General features: G+C 65.2%; 10 protein-coding genes. 3 read left to right on the top strand and 7 right to left on the bottom strand.

The annotated features are described in order from the left end of the window. Window positions 1-59: 59 nt before the first annotated feature. Window positions 60-896 carry a cupin domain-containing protein gene (locus AC1D1Y_RS21140; protein WP_477684076.1) on the top strand — a complete coding sequence of 279 codons (837 nt, stop codon included), beginning with the start codon at window positions 60-62 and terminating at the stop codon, window positions 894-896. Here AC1D1Y_RS21140 and AC1D1Y_RS21145 read toward each other — a convergent pair. From AC1D1Y_RS21145 to nirB, 7 genes are all read right to left on the bottom strand, one after another. Next, the gene (locus tag AC1D1Y_RS21145) at window positions 893-2,125 is read right to left on the bottom strand and encodes a BaiN/RdsA family NAD(P)/FAD-dependent oxidoreductase (RefSeq protein WP_477684077.1); all 1,233 of its coding nucleotides are present in this window, start codon (window positions 2,123-2,125) and stop codon (window positions 893-895) included. The genes AC1D1Y_RS21140 and AC1D1Y_RS21145 overlap by 4 nt on opposite strands. Before the next feature lie 27 nt (window positions 2,126-2,152). Further along, window positions 2,153-3,277: a sterol desaturase family protein gene (locus AC1D1Y_RS21150; protein ID WP_477684078.1), complete on the bottom strand. Its 1,125-nt coding sequence runs from the start codon at window positions 3,275-3,277 to the stop codon at window positions 2,153-2,155. A gap of 85 nt (window positions 3,278-3,362) precedes the next feature. Further along, entirely contained in the window at window positions 3,363-4,130 is a 768-nt protein-coding gene (gene cobA / locus AC1D1Y_RS21155) for a uroporphyrinogen-III C-methyltransferase (RefSeq protein ID WP_477684079.1), read from the bottom strand. A 6-nt stretch (window positions 4,131-4,136) separates the two neighbouring features. Further along, window positions 4,137-5,045: a DNA-binding protein YbiB gene (gene ybiB / locus AC1D1Y_RS21160; RefSeq protein WP_477684080.1), complete on the bottom strand. Its 909-nt coding sequence runs from the start codon at window positions 5,043-5,045 to the stop codon at window positions 4,137-4,139. Between the two features lie 43 nt (window positions 5,046-5,088). Further along, a complete protein-coding gene (locus tag AC1D1Y_RS21165; protein ID WP_477684081.1) occupies window positions 5,089-8,034 on the bottom strand; it encodes a nitrate reductase in 2,946 nt (981 codons plus the stop codon). 23 nt (window positions 8,035-8,057) lie between these two features. Continuing rightward, window positions 8,058-8,480 (bottom strand): nitrite reductase small subunit NirD, encoded by a 423-nt coding sequence (gene nirD, locus AC1D1Y_RS21170; RefSeq protein ID WP_477654916.1) that lies wholly within the window; start codon window positions 8,478-8,480, stop codon window positions 8,058-8,060. A gap of 44 nt (window positions 8,481-8,524) precedes the next feature. Continuing rightward, window positions 8,525-10,960, bottom strand: coding sequence for a nitrite reductase large subunit NirB (gene nirB, locus AC1D1Y_RS21175; RefSeq protein WP_477684082.1), 2,436 nt, complete (start codon window positions 10,958-10,960; stop codon window positions 8,525-8,527). 390 nt (window positions 10,961-11,350) lie between these two features. Between nirB and AC1D1Y_RS21180 the strand changes: the two genes are divergently transcribed. Both AC1D1Y_RS21180 and AC1D1Y_RS21185 read left to right on the top strand, forming a co-directional pair. After that, a complete protein-coding gene (locus AC1D1Y_RS21180) occupies window positions 11,351-12,637 on the top strand; it encodes a type IV pili methyl-accepting chemotaxis transducer N-terminal domain-containing protein (protein ID WP_477654918.1) in 1,287 nt (428 codons plus the stop codon). Between the two features lie 75 nt (window positions 12,638-12,712). Next, complete coding sequence (locus AC1D1Y_RS21185) at window positions 12,713-14,461, top strand: bifunctional protein-serine/threonine kinase/phosphatase (protein ID WP_477684083.1); 1,749 nt, start codon at window positions 12,713-12,715, stop codon at window positions 14,459-14,461. Window positions 14,462-14,655: the final 194 nt, after the last annotated feature.

Consider the following 14,655-nt stretch of genomic DNA (forward strand, 5'->3'; position numbering starts at 1 on the left):
TACGCTTCGCAAAATACGATAAGTGTTTAATAATCCTAAAAAATTGATCTGGAGTATTTATGAGCGATCGGCTTGAAGCCCTGCTACGGCATTTCTCGGTGAGTGCGAATGTGTTCCATTCGGGCGCACTTTGCGGCGTCAACGAGTTGGGCGAGGAGGAGGGCACCGGCCAGCTTCACCTCGTGCGCAGCGGCGAAGTCGGCATCAGCCATGGCGGCGCCGAGGTGATGCGCGTCAGCGGCCCTTGCCTGCTGCTTTACCCAAGGCCGATGGCGCACCGCTTCATCACGGATAGCCGGCGCGGCGCCGACTTTGTATGCGCGCACCTGCGCTTTGAGGGCGGCGCGGCCAACCCGATCGCCGCGGCGCTGCCGTCCTTTGTGTGCCTGCCGCTGGCGCAGATCGAGGGCGCCGCAGGCGTCCTGCAACTGCTGTTCGAAGAGGCTTTTGAGCAGCGCTGCGGCCGGCAGGCGCTGCTGGACCGGCTTTTTGACGTGGTGCTGATCCAGGTGCTGCGGCACCTGATGGAAAGCGGCGAAACCCGCTCCGGCATGTTGGCGGGGCTCTCGCACCCGCGCCTGCGCCATGCGCTAGTCGCGATGCACCAGAGTCCCGGGCAAGAGTGGAGCCTGGAGGCGCTCGCTGATCATGCGGGCATGTCACGCAGTGTGTTCGCCAACCAGTTCCGCGATACGGTCGGCTGCACGCCCGGCGTGTATTTGCAGCGCTGGCGGGTGGGGCTGGCGCAGCAGGCGCTGCGCCGCGACCGGCCGCTCAAGCTGATTGCTGCCGAGGTCGGTTATGGCAGCGAGGCGGCGTTGTCGCGCGCCTTCAAGGCGCAAAGCGGCCAGTCACCGCGCGAGTGGAAGCTGGCCCAGCAGGCCCAACAGGCTTAGTGCGCCGGTGCCAGCGCTTGCGCGCAGGCGTGCGCGGAGGCCCAGGCCCACTGGAAGTTGTAGCCGCCCAGCCAGCCGGTCACATCCACCACTTCACCGATGAAGTACAGCCCCGGCTGCTTCGACTCCAGGGTTTGCGACGACAGGTCGCGCGTGTCGACACCGCCGACAGTCACCTCGGCCTTGCGGTAGCCTTCGGAGCCGTTCGGCGTCAGTTGCCAGTCCGACAGGCGTGCGGCCAAACCCAGCAGCGCTTTATCGGTCGCCTCGCTGATGGGTTTTTGCAGTGCCGGGTCGGTGCTGGCCCAGGCGTCGGCCAGGCGGCTGGGCACCAGGGTGGCCAGTTCGTTGGCGATCAGTTTTTTGGAGCTGGCCTTGGCGCGCAGCAGCAGGGCCGGCAGATCCACGCCGGGGGCGAGGTTGATGCTTATCGGCTGGCCTTCGCGCCAGAAGCTGGAAATCTGCAGCACGGCCGGGCCGCTCAGGCCGCGGTGGGTAAAGAGCAGGTCTTCCGAGAAAACCACCGCTTTTTTGCGCTGTTTGGGCGTCGCATCGGCCGGGCTGGTTTCGATCAGCACCGGCAGCGCCAGGCCGGCCAGCTGGGCATAGGGCGCCCAGGCTTCGCCGTCAAAGGCCAGCGGCACCAGCGCGGCGCGCGGCTCCACCAGGCGCAGGCCGAACTGTTTCGCGATGCGGTAGCCGAAATCGGTGGCGCCTATCTTGGGAATTGACAGACCGCCGGTGGCGATCACCACCTGCGGCGCCGTGACCAGGCCGCGGTCGCTTTGAAGTTCGTAGTGGCCGCCTGCCTCTTGAGGGCCCTTCAGGCCCTGGATGCCGCAGGGCTGCCAGCGCGTGACGTTTCCGGCCTCGCATTCGGCCAGCAGCATGTTGATCACGTCTTCGGCCGAGCGGTCGCAGAACAGCTGGCCCTTGTGCTTTTCGTGGAAAGGGATGTTGTGGCGCTGTAGCAGGGTGATGAAATCCTGCGGCGTGTAGCGTGACAGCGCCGAGCGGCAGAAGTGCGGGTTCTCGCTGAGGAACTGTGCGGGTGTGGCGTCGCGGTTGGTGAAGTTGCAGCGGCCGCCGCCCGAAATGCGGATTTTTTCGGCGACTTTTTCGCTGTGGTCCACCAGCAGTACCTTGAGGCCGCGCTGGCCTGCCTGGGCCGCGCAGAACAGGCCGGCGGCGCCCGCGCCTATCACGACGGCGTCAAATTGATGTGTCAAATCCATCCCTGAACCATTGCGCCAGGTTCACGGCTTCCAGGTGAAGGGAAACTTGAGCTGCTTGAGGAAACCGTTGGGCACATAGTCGCCGAGCACGCCGTAACGCTCCGGCCAGAGCTTGGTGCTTTTGACGGCCGTGCCGAACAGGTAGTCGATGAAGGCGTAGTGCGCCGAGTAGTTGCGGTCCAGCGCTTCCTGGTCCTGGCTGTGGTGCCAGTGGTGGAAGTTGGGTGTGACGATGATGTAGCGCAGCGGGCCCAGGCGCACGCTCACGTTGGCATGGTTGAACACCGCCTGGAAGCCGACGATCACGATGTAGGCGTCTATCACTTCCTTGGAAAAACCGAACACGTAGATGGGCGCGAGGATCAGCGTGCGGGTGATCAGCAGTTCCAGGATGTGCTGGCGCGAACCGGCCAGCCAGTCCATGCTCTTGGCGCTGTGGTGCACGGCGTGCAGGCGCCACAGCACGGGCACCTCGTGGTAGGCGCGGTGCGTCCAGTACTGCACCAGGTCGGCCACCAGCACGATCAGCAGCACGCCGCCCCAGAAAGGCAGGCCCTGCACCCAGCCGCGGATGCCGTCATTGGCGGCCCAGCCGAAGAATTTGTGCACCAGCAGGTTGGTGGCCAGCAGCACGAAGCCCACGATCATGTGGTTGACGATGAAATGGTGGAGGTCGGTCTGCCACTCGGCGCGAAACACCGGCTGGTCCTTGCGCAGCGCGAACAGCTTTTCAATGAAGATGAAGATCAGCGAGGAGCCCAGCAGGTCCAGGATGAACCAGTCCAGGCCGATGTAGGGCGTGTTGTCGGCGAAGTCGTTCACCGGCACCTTGTGTCCGCCCAGCAACGCGGTGGCCACCACCAGCAGGAAGGCGGCGCCAGCCAGCCAGCGTGAGCGGTTGAAGATGATGTTGACCAGCGAAATACCGCCGGCGATCACCAGCGAGGTGAACATCACGATGCGGATGATGTCGACGTTGTAGCTCCTGCGCAGCTCGGGCGTGGTCAGGTATTCGGGGAAATGAAAGGCCAGCACGCCCAGGAAGCACAGCACGCCGAGGCTGAGCGCGATCACGCCGCTCATGATGCCCTTGCCGCGGCGCAGTTCGCCGTGGCTTTCCGTCAAGTCGTTGAGTTTTTCGAGCATCGCGTCTTTCCCTCTGCTGTTGTTTTTAACTTCGGGAGTGTAGCCGCGGCCCGTGACCGCGTGTGCCGGCCGGGCCCGGCCCGCTTCAGGCCGCGCGGACCGCGTCGGGATGCGCTGCCGCGAGCGCCACGCCGCTGATCACGTCGCCCACGACGATGACGGACGGGCTGGCCATGCCGGCCTCGCGTATCGCGGCGCCCAGCGCGCCCAGTGTGGTGGTGATGTGGCGCTGCGTTGCCAGCGACGCATTCTGGATCACGGCGACCGGCGTGGCGGCCGGCAGGCCCGACAGCAGCTCGTCCTGGATGCGCTCCGCACCACTGACGCCCATGTAAATCACCAGCGTGAGGCGCGCGCTGTGCGCGGTGGCGGCCAGGGCTCTCCAGTCGGTGCCGCTGTCGCCGGGCTTGGCATGGCCGGTGACGAAGACCACGCCGTGCGCATGCTGGCGGTGCGTGAGCGGCACGCCCAGCGAAGTGACTGCGGCCAGACCCGAGGTGATGCCGTTGACGACGTCCACTTCGATGCCGGCCTCGCGCAGATGCTCGACCTCTTCGCCGCCGCGGCCGAAGATGAAGGGGTCGCCGCCCTTGAGCCGCACCACGTCCTCGCCTTCGCGGGCGGCCATCAGCATGAGTTTTTCAATAAAGGCCTGGGGCGTGGACTTGCAGCCGCCGCGTTTGCCCACGTAGACGATGCGCGCCCCGGGCTGCGCGAAGGCCACGATTTCGTCGCTCACGAGGTCGTCCACCAGCAGCACGGTCGCGCGCTGGATGGCCTTCAGGGCCTTGAGCGTCAGCAGCTCCGGGTCGCCGGGTCCGGCGCCGACTAGGGTGACTTTTCCGTGGGTCATGGTGGTTTATTTGATTTGAGGCAACAGCTGCAAGATATGTTCCACCTGCCGGGCAATCGACGGTGGCACCGGCTTGTCGCCGGCCAGCACCGATTGAATATAGGCCGCGGTGGCGGCGGCGTCCACCGTCTTGGGCAGCTCGGGCAGGGAAGCCAGCGTGCCGGCCTGGGTTTCCTGCAGCAGCGAGCGCTTTCCGCTGATGAAGGCCTCCATCTGCGGCATGCGGCGCGCGTCGGCCACGCCTTCGCCTTCGGTGCCGCGCAGCAGCATGGCATTGGCGCCGGTCAGCTCAAAAGTCTGCGCCATCGATATCGCGTATTCCGGGTGCGTGTAACTGCTCACCACCAGGCTTTTACCCAAGCAGGGGCTCATGATCTTGACAAGGCTGTGCGCCGGGTTGCGCAGGCCCACGGCGCGGCGCACGTCCAGCAGGCGCTTGAGGGATGGCAGCAGCAACTCGGTCGGCGCGAAGACCGCCTCGCCAAGGCCGATTTTGCGTACGGCCGACAGTGCATGGATGTCCAGGGCCTGCAGCACTTCGGAGGCGAACACCCGGCTCGACTCGGTGGGGGTGCCGTGCACCAGGACCGGCACGCCTTCACGCGCCAGCAGCAGGGCCAGCAGGGGCGTGAGCACCGGCAGCTTGCGTGCGCCGTTGTAGCTGGGCAGCACCACGGTGGGGGTTTCGGTCGCGGGGAAATGCGCGAGGCGCTGGTGCAGCGCGTCGAGGAAACCCGCCATTTCTTCGGGTGTTTCACCCTTGATGCGCATGGCCAGGCAAAAGCCGCCGATTTCAAGGTCGGTCACCGTGCCGTCCAGCACCTGGCCCATCAGGTCGGTGGCCTGCTCGCGCGTCAGGGCGCGGGCGCCGTCCTTGCCGCGCCCGATTTCCTTGATGTACTGGCTAATACCCATAAGCGTGATTGTCCGCGAATGCAGATAACTTCTTGTTATGAGCTTAAACGACCTGCCGGATCGGGATCACGGTGCGCGGTGGGGCGGTGAGGACTTGAGCTTCCGTGCGCACCGACCGCACCCGGCGTTTGAGTTCGGGGACACAGGAACCGCAGTTGGTGCCGCATTTGAGCATCGCCTGCAGCGAAGCCAGCCGATCCTCGTCGGTATGCAGGTGGCCGGCACCGCCGCCTCCATGGCCGAGCAAGGCCAGATGCTCATCGATGGCCATGTCGCTCACGTTAAAGCAGGTGCAGACCGGTTTGCCGCGCGACTGCACCGCCACCGGCGGCTTGGCGCCGGGCAGCAGCAGCAGCCGGCCATAGGATTGCGCGGCCAGCTCGTCCTGTAGCAGGGTCCTGATCCAGGCCTGGGCGCTGGTGTCGCCCGCCAGCACAAAACCCGCGAGGTGGGCATCGCTTCCGTTGCGCACCAGCCGCATGGTGCGGCGCTGGCCCTTTTTGCGATCGGCATAGCGCAGCACGTCCGGCGCATCCAGGCCAAAGATGCGTTCCAGCGCCGCCAGCACTTCGTCGGGCGGCGTCTCATGGCTGGCGGCGCGAAACAGCACACCGCTGCGTTCGCGGCCGCGATCAGCCAGTGGTGTGTTGTTCGAAAACGGAACACAACTGGTGAAAGGAAATTGCGCCATCAGGGGCTTGAGCTGTTCGCGCGCTGTCAACACGTCGCCCTCCGGCAGCCACGCCATGGCCAGCAATGTCCACGGCATCTCGGCCTTCAGGATCTTGACGGCCGCGTGTTTGAGCTCGGGTTGTTTGGAGCTCGGGCAATAGGCCGAGGTGGTCAGCGCATTCACGCCGGCCAGCGGTGTGCCGCCGGTGGACTGGCCGCTCAAATACTCCTCGCCCCAATGCATGGCGATAAAGGCCTGGCTGACCGCCACTTCGGGCGAGGCTTGCAGCGGCACCACGATGGAGCCGCGCTTGGAGGTCACGTACACCAGGTCGCCGTCTTTTAGCAGGCGGCGCGCCATGTCCTGGGCGTTCATCTGCACCGCCGGCTCGGCCACGTGGCCGAACAGACGGCCCAGCGTACCGGTGCGGCTCATGCCGTGCCACTGGTCGCGTAGCCGGCCGGTGGTCAGCGAAAACGGGTAGCGCGATTCGCGCGGCTCGGCCACCGGCTTGTAGACGGTGTTGGCAAAGCGGGCCTTGCCGTCGGCGGTGGGGAAGACGCCGTCTTCATACAGCCTGGCCTTGCCCGCCGTGTCGCCCGGCTTGAAGGGCCACTGCCGCGGTTCTTCCTCAAGCAGCGCGTAGCTCAGGCCGGTGATGTCCAGGTCGCGGCCGCGGGTGGATTCGCGGTGTTCGTTCCAGATGACCTCCACGGCGAGGGCGGCATCTTGCAGGGGGTAGGGGAAAAGGGTGGGGCGCGGAAGGGGTGGGGCCTCACTGTCGTTCTCTTCCGGAGAGGGAAGGCCGGGACGGGAACCCGCCGCCTTCAGCAAAACCTCCAGCCGCTGCGCGAAGTCCACTGCAATCGCCCAGTCATGGCGCGTTTCCCCGGGCGCGGCCACGGCCGGCCGCACGCGGCTGATGCGGCGTTCGCTGTTGGTCACCGTGCCGGTTTTTTCGCCCCAGGTGGTGGCGGGCAGCAGCAGGTCGGCATAGTCGCAGCTCGAAGTGGTGGCAAAAGCTTCCTGCACGATCACCAGCTCGGCGCGCTCCATTGCTCGGCGCACCGTGGCCTGGTCGGGCATGGACTGGGCCGGGTTGGTGCAGGCTATCCACAAGGCCTTGATCTCGCCGTCGGCGGCGGCCTGGAACATTTCGACGGCGGTCTTGCCGGGTTTCTCCGGCACTGAGGGCACGCCCCACAAGGCGGCGATCTCGGCGCGATGCTCAGGATTGGCCAGGTCTCGGTGCGCGCTCAGCAGGTTGGCCAGGCCGCCGACCTCGCGCCCGCCCATGGCATTGGGCTGGCCGGTCAGCGAGAACGGCCCGGCGCCGGGCTTGCCGATCTGGCCGGTGGCCAGGTGCAGGTTGATGAGGGCGGCGTTCTTAGCCGTGCCGCTGCTGGACTGGTTCAGGCCCTGGCAGTACAGGCTCAGCGTGGCGGCCGAGGTCGCGAACATCTTGGCGGCGGCGAGCAGGTCTTCTTTTTTGATGCCGCAGGTCTCGGCCACCAGGTCGGGCGTGTAGTCGCGCACCGTGGCCTTGAGCGCGTCAAAACCCGTGGTGTGCGCCGCGATGTAGGCCGCGTCGGTCCAGCCCTCCCACAGCATGATGTGCAGCATGCCGTTGAAAAGCGAGACGTCGGTGCCGGGCTGTATGCCCAGGTAGAGGTCGGCGATCTCGGCCGTGTCGGTGCGGCGCGGGTCGCAAAAAATGATCTTGAGCGCCGGGTTGGCGGCCTTGGCGTCTTCGATGCGCCGGAACAGGATGGGATGCGCGTAGGCCGTGTTGCTGCCGACAATGAAGATGCACTGCGCATGGTTCACGTCGTCGTAGCAGGCGGGCGGCGCATCGGCGCCCAGCGTCTGCTTGTATCCGGCGACCGCGCTGCTCATGCACAGGCGCGAGTTGGTGTCGACGTTGTTGGTGCCTATCAGGCCCTTGGCCAGCTTGTTGAAGACGTAGTAGTCCTCGGTCAGCAACTGGCCCGAAATATAAAAGCCCACTGCATCGGGGCCGTGGTCGCGGATGATCTGCGCAAAACTTTCGCTGGCGAAACCCAGCGCGCTGTCCCAGGACACCGGTTGGGGCGCCTCGTGCCGGTGCTCGCGCCGCATCGGTTGCAGCAGGCGCGTCTGCCGCGTGACGGCGGCCGAGGCGGTCAGCGCCAGCGTCGAGCCCTTGGTGCAGAGCCGGCCGAAGTTGGCCGGGTGATCCGGGTCGCCGCGCACACCCGTGATCTCGTTATCTTGTGACTCAATAATCACTCCACAGCCGACACCGCAATAAGGACAGGTTGATCGAGTATCAGTCATGGAGGTTCGGGGGCGCCTTCAAATCACGCGGTGTGGGGTGCCTGAACGCTGAAGCTCTCGTCGCCGAGTGCGCCCGCGGAAGCGCCCGGGCCGGCGCGCGGCGGCTGCAGGTCCAGCGCCAGCGTGTCCAGCTCGGTGGCGTCCAGGAAGACCTGGCCGGTTTCCACCTTGCAGCTGAACTTGGGGGTGCAGCCCTCGTCGGGCTCCCGGGCGCAGCCGTCGGCCAGGCCTATGGTCCAGTTGTGCAGCGGGCAGGCCACGCTGGTGCCGAACACAATGCCCTGCGACAGCGGGCCGCCCTTGTGCGGGCAGCGGTCCAGCAATGCGAACACCTGGTCCTGGTCATTGCGGAACACGGCCACGTCGATACCTTTCGCGCGTGAAACACGGCGCGAGCCGAGCACCGGGATGTCGGTGACCAGGCAGATTTTTTTCCATTCAGACATAGTGATCTCTCAATTCGGCTTCAGGCGAGCAAGCGATGAAGCGGTTAGGCGGGAGCGAGTTTTTCAAACTGGCGGGTGTCCACGGACGCTTCTTTCAGGTCGAACCAGGGATCCGGTTCGCCGTCGAGCGCGAACTGCAGCTGCTCCCACAGCGCCTTGCGGCCTTCGTGGTCTTCCAGGATTTTTTTCTTCACATAGTCCAGGCCCACGCGGTTCACGTAGTGCACCGTGCGCTCCAGGTACCAGCCTTCCTGGCGGTAGAGCTCGCAGAAGGCGCCGGTGTATTCCAGGACTTCCGCCGCGGTCTTGAGCTTGGTGAAGAAGTGGGCCACTTCCGTCTTGATGCCGCCGTTGCCGGCGATGTACATCTCCCAGCCCGAATCGACGCCGATGATGCCGACGTCCTTGATGCCGGATTCGGCGCAGTTGCGCGGGCAGCCGCTGACGGCGAACTTGACCTTGTGCGGCGCGTACATGCGCCACATCGCGCGTTCCAGGTCCTTGCCCATCTGCGTGCTGTCCTGCGTGCCCATGCGGCACCATTCGCTGCCCACGCAGGTCTTTACCGTGCGCAGGGCTTTGGCGTAGGCGTGGCCGGAAGGCATGCCGATGTCTTTCCAGACATTCTGCAGGTCCTCTTTTTTCACGCCCAGCAGGTCGATGCGCTGGCCGCCCGTGACCTTGACGGTCGGGATCTTGTACTTGTCCACTGCGTCGGCGATGCGGCGCAGTTCGCTGGCCGTGGTCTCGCCGCCCCACATGCGCGGAATGACGCTGTAGGTGCCGTCCTTCTGGATGTTGGCATGGCTGCGTTCGTTGATGAAACGGCTTTGCGGGTCGTCCTTGGCCTGTTTGGGCCAGGTGCTGATCAGGTAGTAGTTGACGGCCGGGCGGCAGGTGGCGCAGCCGTTGGGCGTTTTCCAATCCATGAACTTGAAGGTGTCCGAAATGCTCAGCAGCTTGTTGGCCCGGATGGCGTCGCGCACCGCCTGGTGGCCGTGGTCGGTGCAGGCGCACATGGCCTTGAGCTTGGGTGTGGCCGAATAGTCGCCGCCGGCCGTGAACATCAGGATCTGCTCGACCAGGCCGGTGCAGGAGCCGCAGGAGGCGCTGGCCTTGGTGTGCTTGCGCACTTCATCGAGCGTGAACAGGCCTTTTTCCTTGATGGCCTTGCAGATCGCGCCCTTGTTGACGCCATTGCAGCCGCAGACTTCCGCGTCGTCGGACATCAGCGCGGCCTTGTTCTGGCCTTCGTGGCCGGCATCGCCGAGGTTGGACTCGCCGAAGATCAGCTTGTCGCGGATGTCGGCCACACTGCGGCCGTCGCGCAGCAGCTTGAAGTAGTAGCTGCCGTCCACGGTGTCGCCGTAGAGGCAGGCGCCAACCAGTTTGTCGTCCTTGATCACCAGCTTTTTGTAGACGCCGCCGAAGGGGTCGCTCATCACGATTTCCTCGGCGCCGTCGCCGCCCATGAACTCGCCGGCGCTGAACAGGTCGATGCCGGTGACCTTGAGCTTGGTGGAGGTCAGCGAACCCGAGTAGCGGCCTATGCCGAACTGCGCCAGGTGGTTGGCCGCCACCTTGGCCTGTTCAAACAGCGGCGCGACCAGGCCGTAGGCGATGCCGCGGTGCGCCGCGCATTCGCCCACCGAGTAGATGCGCGCGTCGGTGACGGTCTGCATGGTGTCGTTGACGACGATGCCCTTGTTGCAGTGCAGGCGCATGGATTCGGCCAGCTGGGTGTTGGGGCGTATGCCCACCGCCATGACCACGAGGTCGGTGGCCACTTCGCTGCCGTCCTTGAACTTGATGGACTTCACGCGGCCTTCATCGTTGCCGGTGAGCTCCTGGGTCTGCGCGCCTATCAGGAACTTGAGGCCGCGGTCTTCCAGCGATTTCTGCAGCAGCTTGCCCGCCACGTCGTCGAGCTGGCGCTCCATCAGCCASGGCATCACGTGGACCACGGTGACTTCCATGCCGCGCAGCATCAGGCCGTTGGCCGCTTCCAGGCCCAGCAGGCCGCCGCCGATGACGACCGCCTTCTTGTATTTCTTCGCCGCATCGATCATCGCGTTGGTGTCGGCGATGTCGCGGTAAGCGATCACGCCCTGCAGGTCCTTGCCCGGCACAGGCAGGATGAAGGGGTTGGAGCCGGTGCACATCAGCAGGCGGTCGTATTCCTCTTCGGTGCCGTCCTCGGCGCGCACCACGCGCTTGATGCGGTCGACTTCCACCACTTTTTTGCCGGCATGCAGCGTGATGTGGTTGTCCTTGTACCAGTCCCACGAGTTCAGCACGATCTCGTCCAGCGTCTGCTCGCCGGCCAGCACGGGCGACAGCAGGATGCGGTTGTAGTTGGGATGGGGCTCGGCGCCGAAGACGCTGATGTCATACAGGTCGGGGGCGACCTTGAGCAATTCTTCCAGGGTGCGCACGCCGGCCATGCCGTTTCCGACCATCACCAGTTTTGATTTTTTCATGGGGCTACTCCAGTGGATTCAATATTCAGGTGCAAACGTCATGCCACGGCCGTGCTGCGCAGGTCGCGCACGCACGCGTCCACGCGGCCTGTCGGGGCTTGCAAGCCGGTCCGGCTTGTCGGAAACAAGGTGAAATTCATGATGCTCTCTCCCGGTCAAACAGGGACCCGGGCTTAAAGCCCGGTATGAGGCACACCATTACGTACGTCGTTGTACGCAGGACCCGCAGTGCATTCGCTAAGGTCGGGCGCGTCGTTACGCCCGCAATGGCTAATGCAAAACTTGTGCCATATCATTGGCTTGCGATGCGCACCGCCGGCTGCAACCGGCGCATGGCCCGCGACTTGCGTTCTGATTTACCCTGTTTTCCCTCTCAACCTATTGATTTGTATGACTTCCGCATTGGTACACCTCAACGGCCCCGCCGGCGGCAATCCGCTGGTAGCTGACCTGGAAGCGGCCGGCATCCAGGTCCTGGCGGTCGTCAGCGAGCGCAGCAAACTGGTGCAAGAGGTGTTGCGCCAGGCACCCGATGTGGTGATTTGCCACGATGCGCTGCCGGGCGAAGACCTGTTCAGGCTGCTGCAGGTGGTCAGTGACACCGCCCCATGCCCGGTGATCGTGTTGACCACCGACAGCGATGCCGCCAAGATCACGCGCGCCCTGGAAGTGGGTGTTCATGCTTATGTGGTCAACGGCTACGGCTCGCAGCGCCTGCGGCCTTTGATCCATCTGGCCCAGGCACGCTTTCAGCGCGAGCAGGCCCTGCAAGGGCAGATCAAGGATGTCGCCAGCCGGCTGGAAGAGCGCAAGGTGGTGGACCGCGCCAAGGGCATCCTGATGCGAGCCCGCCAGGTGTCCGACGACGATGCCTTCCAGATCCTGCGGACGGCCTCCATGCACACCAACCAGCGCCTGGGCCAAGTGTCGCAGCACATCATCCATTCGGCGCGCTTCGCCGAAGACGTCAACCGCTCCGGCCAGCTGCGCATGCTGTCGCAGCGCCTGGTCAAGCTGGCCCTGCTGCGGCTGGCTGGGGTGCAGGCCGAACGCGTGACGGAGCTGCTGAAGGAGTCGGTGCTGCGCATCGACGCCAACATCGCCGCCCTCGGCAAAAGCCTGTCGCAGCCCACTTTTGGCGACTTGCTGGGGCAGGTCACGGTGACCTGGACCCGCCTGAAGCCTGCCTTGCAAGGGAGTCCAGCCGCCGGTGAGATGGCGCATCTGGATGAGCTGGCCGAACTGCTGCTGCAGGAAGCCGAACGCATGACCGGCAGCCTGGAAAACGCCGGCGCCATGCCGCCGCTGCAAATGCTCAACCTGGCCGGGCGCCAGCGCATGCTGAGCCAGCGTTTCGCGAAATACGCGCTGCTCCAGGCCTTGGGCGGTGCTGCCGTCTCGCAACGCAGTGAGGCGGGCATGGCCGAGTCGCAGGCGGCATTCGAGAAGGCGCTGCAGTACCTCAACGACATCCCGCTGACCAGTAAAGAGATTCGTGCGTCGCTCGACAAGGCGGCTGCGGGTTGGACGCAGATGCGAGCAGGCGCAGCAAGCATCGCCAAAGGCAAAGACGCCAAGCGCCTTGAAGGGCTGGCCACCGCCAGTGAAGAACTGCTCGACGTCTTTGAGCAGCTTTCGGTGCAGTACGAGCGCAGCATGCAGATGTTGGTCGGTTAGCCTTCACCCTTTGTGTGCATGAGCTGATTGCTGCAATGCACCAATATCGGGCATTGAACTTGCTTACATTGGTGCATGGCATTTGATCTGGACATTGGCTTCGCAACCCTCGCAGGCCGCAAAAGCAGCAACGAGGATTTCTGCGCGGCCATGCTGCCCGAGCCCGGCTATGAGGGCATGGGCTCCATCGTCGCGATCGCCGACGGCGTGAGCACCGGCGGCATGGGCCGCGAAGCGGCGCAAACCACCGTCACCAGCCTGGTCCGCGACTACTACGGCACGCCCGAGACCTGGGACACCACGGTGGCCCTGGACCGCATCATCGGCGCGCAGAATGCCTGGCTGGCGGGCATCAACCGCCGGCGCCAGCCGGCCATGGGCCTGACCACCCTCACGGCGCTGGTGCTGCGCGGGCAGTCCTACACCCTGGCGCACGTGGGCGATTCGCGGGCCTATTTGTTGCGCGGCGGTACGCTGCAGCAGCTCACGCACGACCATGCCGTCAACCATCCCGATTTCAAGCACCAGCTGCTGCGTTCCGTGGGCGCAGAAGACCATGTGGTGGTCGACTACATGCAGGGCGACCTGCAGGTGGGCGATGTGTTCGTCCTCGTCACCGACGGTGTGCACGGCGTGCTGCGCGATGCGCGGCTGAAGGACTTCGCCGGCCTCCAGGAAGCCGGCGGCGCACAGGTGGCCAGCCAGGGCCTGGTGGACGCCGCCTTGGCCGCCGGCAGCGACGACAACGTGACGGCACTGGTGGTGCGCGTGCGCGGCCTGCTGGATGCTACGCTGCAGGACGTGACCCGCATCGCGCAGACCCTGCCCATTCCGCCGCGCCTGAAGGTGGGTGACGTGATCGACGGCCTAGGGGTGACGGCCCCGGTGGCCGACAACGGCATCAATGTGCTCTACCAGGTGCGCGACCCCGCCACGCGGGTGCTGTATGCCCTCAAGACCCTGAACCCCGCCCGCTCGCACGACGAAGAAGAACGCGCCATGCTGGCCCACGAAGCCTGGCTGGCCCTGCGCATGCAGTCGGGCAGGGCGGCGGCGCACCTGGTTAACCTCCACGACCGCCTGCCCAACGGCCAGGAGCGCGGCGCGTTTTACCTGCTGTATGACTGGCACAGCGGCGAGACACTCCAGCAGCAGCTGGACCGCAGGCACAAATTCAGCGTCGAGCAGGTGCTGGGCGTCGCCACCCAGGCGGCGCGCGCGCTGGGACGGTTGCACCGCCAGTGCGTGATCCACCGCGACATCAAGCCCGCCAACCTGCACCAGGGCGAAGACGGCGTATTACGCTTGCTGGACCTGGGCGTGGCGCTCAGCGGCCGCGAACCCGAAGCCATGCGCAAGCTGCACGCCGGCACGCCCAGCTTCATCAACCCCGAGCAATGGGGCTTCAGCGCCGCCGCCGCGGATGGGCCCGAGGAACTGCCCGACGCGCAAAGCGACCTGTTCGCGCTGGGCGTCACCCTGTACCAGCTGCTGACCACCCGCCTGCCCTATGGCGAGGTGCTGCCCTACCAGGCCGGCCGCTACTACCGCGACCCCGTCGCGCCCAGCCGCATCAACCCCGAAGTACCGATCTGGCTGGACCACGTGGTGCTCAAAGCCGTGGCGCGCGACAAGCGCCGGCGCTTCGAAACCGCCGAAGAGCTGTTGCTGGCGCTGGAGCGGGGTGCGTCGCGGCCGCTGACTGCGCCGCAGGGGACGCCCTTGATTGAGCGGGATCCGGTGATGTTGTGGAAGTTGTTGTTGGCGGTTAGTGTGGTGGTGAATGTTTTGTTGATTTATTGGTTGTTGTTTTTGCCAAGGTAATGGGGGGCCGGGTCTTGCTCCGGCGGTGCGCGCTCTTCTGAGTTTTGCTGGCCGGGGGTTGCCCGGCGGCAAGTAACTTTCTTTTGCTTCGCCAAAAGAAAGTCACCAAAGAAAAGGCGACCCGCAGTCTGGGTCCCTACGCTTCGCTACGGGCAACCTGCGGTGCTCGACTACGGCGGGGTCTCGCGCAAACT

The organism is Polaromonas sp. P1_G1 (assembly GCF_056405595.1).

Bases quoted from the DNA above. Each gene is read 5' to 3' on its own strand.
- ybiB (WP_477684080.1), bottom strand. From the start codon at position 5,045: ATGGGTATTAGCCAGTACATCAAGGAAATCGGGCGCGGCAAGGACGGC.
- AC1D1Y_RS21165 (WP_477684081.1), bottom strand. From the start codon at position 8,034: ATGACTGATACTCGATCAACCTGTCCTTATTGCGGTGTCGGCTGTGGA.
- nirD (WP_477654916.1), bottom strand. From the start codon at position 8,480: ATGTCTGAATGGAAAAAAATCTGCCTGGTCACCGACATCCCGGTGCTC.
- AC1D1Y_RS21185 (WP_477684083.1), top strand. From the start codon at position 12,713: ATGGCATTTGATCTGGACATTGGCTTCGCAACCCTCGCAGGCCGCAAA.
- AC1D1Y_RS21180 (WP_477654918.1), top strand. From the start codon at position 11,351: ATGACTTCCGCATTGGTACACCTCAACGGCCCCGCCGGCGGCAATCCG.
- cobA (WP_477684079.1), bottom strand. From the start codon at position 4,130: ATGACCCACGGAAAAGTCACCCTAGTCGGCGCCGGACCCGGCGACCCG.
- AC1D1Y_RS21150 (WP_477684078.1), bottom strand. From the start codon at position 3,277: ATGCTCGAAAAACTCAACGACTTGACGGAAAGCCACGGCGAACTGCGC.
- AC1D1Y_RS21140 (WP_477684076.1), top strand. From the start codon at position 60: ATGAGCGATCGGCTTGAAGCCCTGCTACGGCATTTCTCGGTGAGTGCG.